The 6,150-nt window shown below is 72.8% G+C and carries 7 protein-coding genes and 1 pseudogene; 1 reads left to right on the forward strand and 7 read right to left on the reverse strand.

Annotation, left to right across the window (positions count from 1 at the left end; translation table 11 throughout):
• From VR44_RS27930 to VR44_RS27940, 3 genes are all read right to left on the reverse strand, one after another.
• On the reverse strand, window positions 1-757 hold a 757-nt coding region (locus VR44_RS27930), incomplete at its 3' end, for a putative protein N(5)-glutamine methyltransferase (protein ID WP_045950392.1).
• A 3-nt stretch (window positions 758-760) separates the two neighbouring features.
• Window positions 761-2,008, reverse strand: coding sequence for a GNAT family N-acetyltransferase (locus VR44_RS27935; RefSeq protein WP_045950386.1), 1,248 nt, complete (start codon window positions 2,006-2,008; stop codon window positions 761-763).
• A 76-nt stretch (window positions 2,009-2,084) separates the two neighbouring features.
• Window positions 2,085-2,666, reverse strand: coding sequence for an RsiG family protein (locus VR44_RS27940; RefSeq protein WP_045950387.1), 582 nt, complete (start codon window positions 2,664-2,666; stop codon window positions 2,085-2,087).
• 132 nt (window positions 2,667-2,798) lie between these two features.
• Between VR44_RS27940 and dtd the strand changes: the two genes are divergently transcribed.
• The gene (dtd, locus tag VR44_RS27945) at window positions 2,799-3,224 is read left to right on the forward strand and encodes a D-aminoacyl-tRNA deacylase (RefSeq protein WP_042801357.1); all 426 of its coding nucleotides are present in this window, start codon (window positions 2,799-2,801) and stop codon (window positions 3,222-3,224) included.
• A gap of 9 nt (window positions 3,225-3,233) precedes the next feature.
• Here dtd and ygfZ read toward each other — a convergent pair whose 3' ends face one another.
• The 4 genes and pseudogenes from ygfZ to VR44_RS27970 form a co-directional block, all read right to left on the reverse strand.
• The gene (gene ygfZ / locus VR44_RS27950) at window positions 3,234-4,202 is read right to left on the reverse strand and encodes a CAF17-like 4Fe-4S cluster assembly/insertion protein YgfZ (RefSeq protein WP_045950388.1); all 969 of its coding nucleotides are present in this window, start codon (window positions 4,200-4,202) and stop codon (window positions 3,234-3,236) included.
• Window positions 4,203-4,272: 70 nt separating this feature from the next.
• Window positions 4,273-4,731, reverse strand: a complete 459-nt coding sequence (locus VR44_RS27955) for a Fur family transcriptional regulator (RefSeq protein ID WP_045950389.1) — start codon at window positions 4,729-4,731, stop codon at window positions 4,273-4,275.
• Between the two features lie 75 nt (window positions 4,732-4,806).
• The gene (locus VR44_RS27960) at window positions 4,807-5,379 is read right to left on the reverse strand and encodes a heme-binding beta-barrel domain-containing protein (protein ID WP_045950390.1); all 573 of its coding nucleotides are present in this window, start codon (window positions 5,377-5,379) and stop codon (window positions 4,807-4,809) included.
• A gap of 267 nt (window positions 5,380-5,646) precedes the next feature.
• Window positions 5,647-6,150 (reverse strand): annotated as a pseudogene (locus VR44_RS27970) (hypothetical protein); the annotation flags it as partial.

Here is a 6,150-nt window from a genome sequence, read left to right on the forward strand (position 1 = left end):
CCTCCGAGGTGGCCGCCCGCACCGCGAGACCCCCGGCCGTCAGCGCCGACGCCGTCAGCGGCGCCTGCCGGGTACTGGTCTCGATCAGCAGGTGGCCGCCCGGAGCCAGCCAGCGCAGGGCCTGCGCCGCGACCCGGCGGTGGACGTCCAGGCCGTCCTCGCCACCGTCGAGGGAGACCAGCGGCTCGTGCACCCGGGCCTCCGCCGGCATCAGCGCGATCTCCCCGGTCGGCACGTAAGGGGCGTTGACCACCAGGACGTCCACCCGCCCGCGCAGCTCCGCCGGGAGCGCCGCGTACAGGTCGCCCTCCCAGACCGCTCCCCCGTACGGGGCCACGTTGCGCCGGGCGTACACCAGCGCGGCCGGGTCGATGTCGGCCGCGTGCAGCTCGACCCCGCCCGGCACCTGCGAGGCCACCGCCGCACCGAGGGCGCCGACGCCGCAGCACAGGTCCAGCACCACCGCCCCGGGCCGGGCCAGCCCCACCGCCTCCTCGGCGAGGAACTCGCTGCGCCGGCGCGGTACGAAGGCCCCCGCACCCACCTCCACGCGCAGCCCGCAGAACTCCGCCCAGCCGACCACGTGTTCCAGCGGCTCCCCCTCCACCCTCCGGGCCACCAGGCCCGCCAGCCGGCCCTCGTCGTCGCCGGCGGCCGCGATCAGCAGCTCCGCCTCCTCCTCCGCGAAGACGCAGCCCGCCGCGCGCAGCAATTCCACAGTCGATGTCACGTGATCAATCCTCGGTCGCCGGGTCATGCCTCAGAAGACGTCCGGGCACCACGGCCGGCGCGCGGTGCGGAACACCGCGTCGGCGAGCGCGAGCGCCCCCGGCCGCTCCTCGGTCACCAGCCCCAGCGCCGCCAGCCGCACCGCCGACTCGTCGCCGAGGTAGAGGGAGCCGAGCACGGACACGTCCAGGCGCAGGTCGGCCGGGTCCTCCGTACGGACGCAGGTACCGGCCGCCGCGTCCAGCCGGTAGCGGCCGTCCGCGAGCCCCGCCGCGTCCGCCACCTCCAGCACGAGGACCCCCGGCACGGCGTACGTCCGCGCGGCCAGGACCCGTTCCACGTCGAGCAGGCGCAGCCACATGAAGTCGGCCGTGGTCACCGGGCGGGCGGCGCGCGGGTCGGGCAGCAGCAGCGGGACGATGTCGTCGGGTGCCCGGTAGCCGGTGCGGACCTTCATCACCCAGTCGATGGAACACAGGAACCGCCACAGGGCGCGCTCCGCGTCCGGGGTCAGCGCGATCAGGTCCCTGACCGTGAGGGTGATCTGGGGGATCTTCGCGTCCGTCCAGTGTTCGTCGGCCGAGTACATCGCCAGACCGGCCGGCTCGCCCGCCGCGTCCCGGTACAGGGCGTAGAACTTGTCCTTGTAGCCGCGGGCGGAGAACTGCTGCTCCACGCCGGTGACGACGTTCCACCAGCGGGTGTTGCGGCTGACCGTGCCGTGCGAGACCGCCCGCAGCCGCTCGTGCAGCAGGGGTCCGGCCTCGCGGGCCTCGGACACGTCGATCAGGTCGATGCGGCCGCCGTCACCGGGGCCCGACCAGCGCGGGTCGACGCCGCTGCGCGCGATGTCGATCTCCCACTCGGCGGTGCCGGTGGCGGGCCCGTACCCGTACCGGCCGTAGATCGGGTACTCGGCGGCGATCAGGGTGGACACCACCTCACCGCGTTCCTTGGCCGCCCTCAGTTCGGTGGCCATCATCCGGGTCAGCAGGCCCTGGCGGCGGTGGGTGGGCGACACGCTCACGTTGGTGACGGCGGACGCGGGGACGGCCGCTCCGCCAGGGACGGTCAGTTCCTGGGCGAAGGAGCGGAAGGTGGCCACACAGCGGCCGGTGACGGCGTCGAAGGCTCCCTGGGTGCGGGCGAAGTCCGTGTACTTGGCCCGCTGGGCGACATCGGAGTCGGAGAACGGCGCCGGCTGCAGGAAGCCGGTGTTCACGGCCCGCAGCCACTCGGGGAGTTCGGATTCGGCGATCGGCCGGATGTCAGCACTCATATCCGGTCACGCTAACGGCCGTACCGGCCCGAGTCGCCCGAATTTACGGCCGCCCCTCGGCCGCCCTCGGCCGCCCTCACGCCAGCAGGTCGTCCACCTGTGCCTCGCCCTCCCGGTAGCGGCGGGTGATCTCCGCGCTGGAATCGTCCGCCGTCCGCTGGAGCTGCTGGCGGCGCCGTGAGACCTGCTGCTCGAAGCGGACCAGCCGGGCCATCGCCTCGTGCAGTTCGGCGTCCGTGCGCGCGTCCAGGTCCGAGAGCTCGACGTCGGACAGCATCTCGGCGGCCAGGAGCCGGAACTCCTCGCTCTGCGGGGTGCCGAGGGTGACGTGCCGGGCGGAGGCGCTGCGCCTGGAGGGGGCGTCGGCGAGGATCTCCGAGAGCCGGTCCACCACCGGCGCCTCGGGGTCGGTCCGCCGGGCGAGTTCGGCACGCAGGATGTCGATGCGGCCCTGCAGGAGTCTGCGGACGTAGCTGAGGTCGGCCTCGTCGCGCTGGGCGTCGCGGCGCAGGGCGCGCAGCTCGGGCAGCCCGAGCGCGGCGGCGGGGGTGGTCGGCCCCTCGGAGTCGCCGGTGCGCTGCGCGGGCGGCCGTACCGGAGGCGCGGCCGCGTCGCCGGGTGATGCGGGTGCAGGTGCGGAGGTACCAGAGGTGTTCATCGTTTCGTGTCCGTCCCCTCGACCGGTGCTGGGGGCACCGCCTGCAGGCATGGTGCCACTCTCCGTGGTGCGGACGCAGTCCCACGCCACCCGATCGGCCCCGGACGGATGCACTCCTGGTACACAGGTGGTATGCGAGCAGTGGTGCAGAGGGTGGACGGCGCGAGCGTCGTCGTGGCCGGGGAGACGGTCGGCGAGATCGTCGGCGAGGGATTGTGCGTGCTGGTGGGGGTGACCCACGACGACACCCCGGAGAAGGCGGCGGTGCTGGCCCGCAAGCTGTGGTCGGTGCGGATCCTGGAGGCGGAGAAGTCCTGCAGCGACGTGGACGCGCCGCTGCTGGTGATCTCCCAGTTCACGCTCTACGGGGACGCCCGCAAGGGCCGCCGCCCCACCTGGAACGCGGCCGCGCCCGGGCCGGTGGCGGAGCCGCTGGTGGACGAGGTCGTGGCGCAGCTGCGGGCGCTGGGCGCGACGGTGGCGACGGGCCGGTTCGGCGCGGACATGCGGGTCTCGCTGACCAACCACGGCCCGTTCACCATCGTCATCGACGTGTAGCCGCCGCTCCTACGGGGCTACGACGACCTCCTGCGCGGCCGGGGTGGTCCCGGCCAGCAGCGGGGCGTCCACCGGAACGTTCCGCTTGACCAGCGCGAGGGCGATCGGTCCGAGCTCGTGGTGGCGTACGGCGGTGGTGACGAAGCCGAGCTGACGGCCGTCCTCCCCGTCGGCGGCGAGCCGTACGGGCGCGCCGTGCGCGGGGAGCAGCACCTCGGAGCCGTCCAGGTGGAGGAAGACCAGGCGGCGCGGGGGCTTGCCCAGGTTGTGGACGCGGGCGACGGTCTCCTGGCCGCGGTAGCAGCCCTTCTGGAGGTGCACGGCGGTGCCGATGAGGCCGATCTCGTGCGGGATGGTGCGGTGGTCGGTCTCCAGGCCGAGGCGGGGCCGGTGCGCCTCGACGCGCAGGGCCTCGTAGGCGAGGAGTCCGGCGGCGGGGCCGTGGGCGGCGGCGAAGGCCTCCAGCCGCTCGCGCGGGAGGAACACGTCGCGGCCGTACGGGGTCTCCCGGACCACGAGCTCCTTGTCGAGCTCGGCGATGGAGCCGGCCGGGAGGTGGACGACGGCGAAGTCGGCGGTGCGGTCGGCGACTTCGACGCGGTAGAAGAACTTCATGGACTCCAGGTAGGCGATCAGCGCCTCCTGGGTGCCGGGCTCTACGTGCGCCCAGGTGGTCTCGCCGTCGTCGACGAGGAGGAGCTGGTGCTCGATGTGCCCGTTGGCGGAGAGGATCAGCGCCTCGGTGGCCTGCCCGGGCGGGAGTTCCGTGACGTGCTGGGTGATCAGCAGGTGCAGCCAGCTGAGCCGGTCCTGGCCGGTGACGGTGACGACCCCGCGGTGGGAGAGGTCGACGAAGCCTCGGCCGTCGGCGAGGGCGCGCTGTTCGCCGTAGAGCTCTCCGTAGTGGGCGGCGACGCCCTCGTCACGGCCTTCGGCCGCTACGGCGCCGGGAAGATGGAGCAAGGGGCTGCTGGTCATGCCACCAAGCCTACGACCCCGTACGGACGGCCCCGGGGCGCACCGGGGGCGCCAGGGCGCCGGAGACCCGCTAGGCGTCGGCCTGGCCGGGGGCGGGGGTGTCACGGCGGCGGGCGGCGGCGCACCGCTCGCACAGGCCGAAGATGGCGAAGTGCTTCATGTCGGTCTCGAAGCCGAAGGTGGTGCGCAGCTTCGCCGTGAAGTCGGCGGCGATGTCGAGGTCGGCCTCGATCACCTCGGTGCAGTCGCGGCAGACCAGGTGGATGTGGTGGTGCCGGTCGGCGAGGTGGTAGGTGGGGGCCCCGTGCCCGAGGTGGGCGTGCGAGACGAGGCCGAGCTCCTCCAGGAGCTCCAGCGTGCGGTAGACGGTGGAGATGTTGACGCCGGAGGCCGTCTTGCGGACCTCGGCGAGGATCTCGTCGGGCGTCGCGTGCTCCAGGGCGTCGACCGCTTCCAGCACCAGCTGGCGCTGCGGTGTCAGCCGGTATCCGCGCTGCCGCAGGTCGGTCTTCCAGTCGGTGGTCACCACCCGGCCAGTGTAAGCGCGCGAAGGGGACCGCGGCCCTGCCGCGGTCCCCTTCGTATTCGTACGCGTGCGCTCGGCTCAGCGGAAGAAGGCGATGCCGTCTTCCGGGAGCTCGGGGAGGTTGCGCGCCATGTCGGCGATCTCCTCCGGGGTGACGACCTTCTTGAGCTGGGCCGACATGTAGGGGCGCAGCTCGACCTCGGGGGTCGCCTTCTCGCCGACCCACATCAGGTCGCTCTTCACGTACCCGTAGAGGCGCTTGCCGCCGCTGTACGGGCCGGAGGCGGCGGTGCGGGCCACCGCGTCGGTGACGAGGTCGATCTGCGGCTTCTGGTCGGCGAGCTCGCCGTACCAGACCTCGACCACGCCCTGGTCGCGGACCATGACGATCTCGACCTTGCGGTCCTTGTCGATGCGCCAGTAGCCCGACTCGGATTCCAGGGGGCGCACCTTGTTGCCCTCGGCGTCGAGCACCCAGGAGTGGGAGGTGTACGCCAGGAAGTCCCGGCCGTCGTGGCTGAAGACGACTTCCTGGCCGAAGTTGCACTTCTCCTCGCCGGGGAAGTCGAACACGCCGGCGCCTTCCCAGGTGCCGAGGAGGAAGGCGAGGGGGACGAGACCCGGGTTCAGGTCGGACGGGATCTGGATCATGGTTGGCTGCTCAGGCGATCTGTGGGAGGGGTTCCGGGGCGGTCGGCCGGTCGGCTGTTAGCGCTGACCCTGGTAGAGCTTCTTGACGGCGAGGCCGGTGAAGGCGAGGACGCCGACGCAGACCAGGACCAGCAGGGAGGTGAAGAAAGCCTCAAGCACGGGGTGCTCCTCGGAGGATTCGGTGCGGGTGGACGGGGCCGGTCCCCAAGCCTACTGGCCCGGGGACCGGCGCACGCTGTGAGGTGGGCCGAACCGGCCCCCGCGCACTCAGCTGAGCAGCTGCCGCTGGAGGATCACCGCCTGGTGCAGCGGGACGGCTCCGGCGCCGCCCTTGCGGTTCTGGAGGATCAGGGCCTGGACGTCGCCCGACTGGACGCAGCCGACCCTGGTCTGCTCGTCGCCGAAGGGGACGGATTCCCGCAGCACGGAGATGCCGCTGGGGTCCGGGGCCGGCTGGGTGCGGGCCTGCTCCCAGGCGCTGTCCGGCTCCATGCCCTTGACTCCGTTGAGGTCGATTCCGCAGCCGGTGAAGGTGTCGGCGAACCCGGAGCCGTGGAAGCGCAGCAGGTAGACCCGGGTGCGGGTGCCGTCGGGGGTGGTCCAGCCGCGGGCGACGATCTGGCGCAGCCCGTTGTCGGCGAAGCCCTGCTTCATCTTCTCGCGCGCGGAGGGGTCGTACTCCTCCAGGAAGGTGTCGACGGTGACCGCCGAGTCCTTCTCCAGCTTCAGCCCGGGGTCGGGGGCGGAGCCGACGGGGGCGGGCAGGGTCAG

It is taken from the genome of Streptomyces katrae (assembly GCF_000966975.1).
GTDB classification, from domain to species: domain Bacteria; phylum Actinomycetota; class Actinomycetes; order Streptomycetales; family Streptomycetaceae; genus Streptomyces; species Streptomyces katrae.

Bases quoted from the DNA above. Each gene is read 5' to 3' on its own strand.
- VR44_RS27935 (WP_045950386.1), bottom strand. From the start codon at position 2,008: ATGAGTGCTGACATCCGGCCGATCGCCGAATCCGAACTCCCCGAGTGG.
- VR44_RS27940 (WP_045950387.1), bottom strand. From the start codon at position 2,666: ATGAACACCTCTGGTACCTCCGCACCTGCACCCGCATCACCCGGCGAC.
- dtd (WP_042801357.1), top strand. From the start codon at position 2,799: ATGCGAGCAGTGGTGCAGAGGGTGGACGGCGCGAGCGTCGTCGTGGCC.
- ygfZ (WP_045950388.1), bottom strand. From the start codon at position 4,202: ATGACCAGCAGCCCCTTGCTCCATCTTCCCGGCGCCGTAGCGGCCGAA.
- VR44_RS27960 (WP_045950390.1), bottom strand. From the start codon at position 5,379: ATGATCCAGATCCCGTCCGACCTGAACCCGGGTCTCGTCCCCCTCGCC.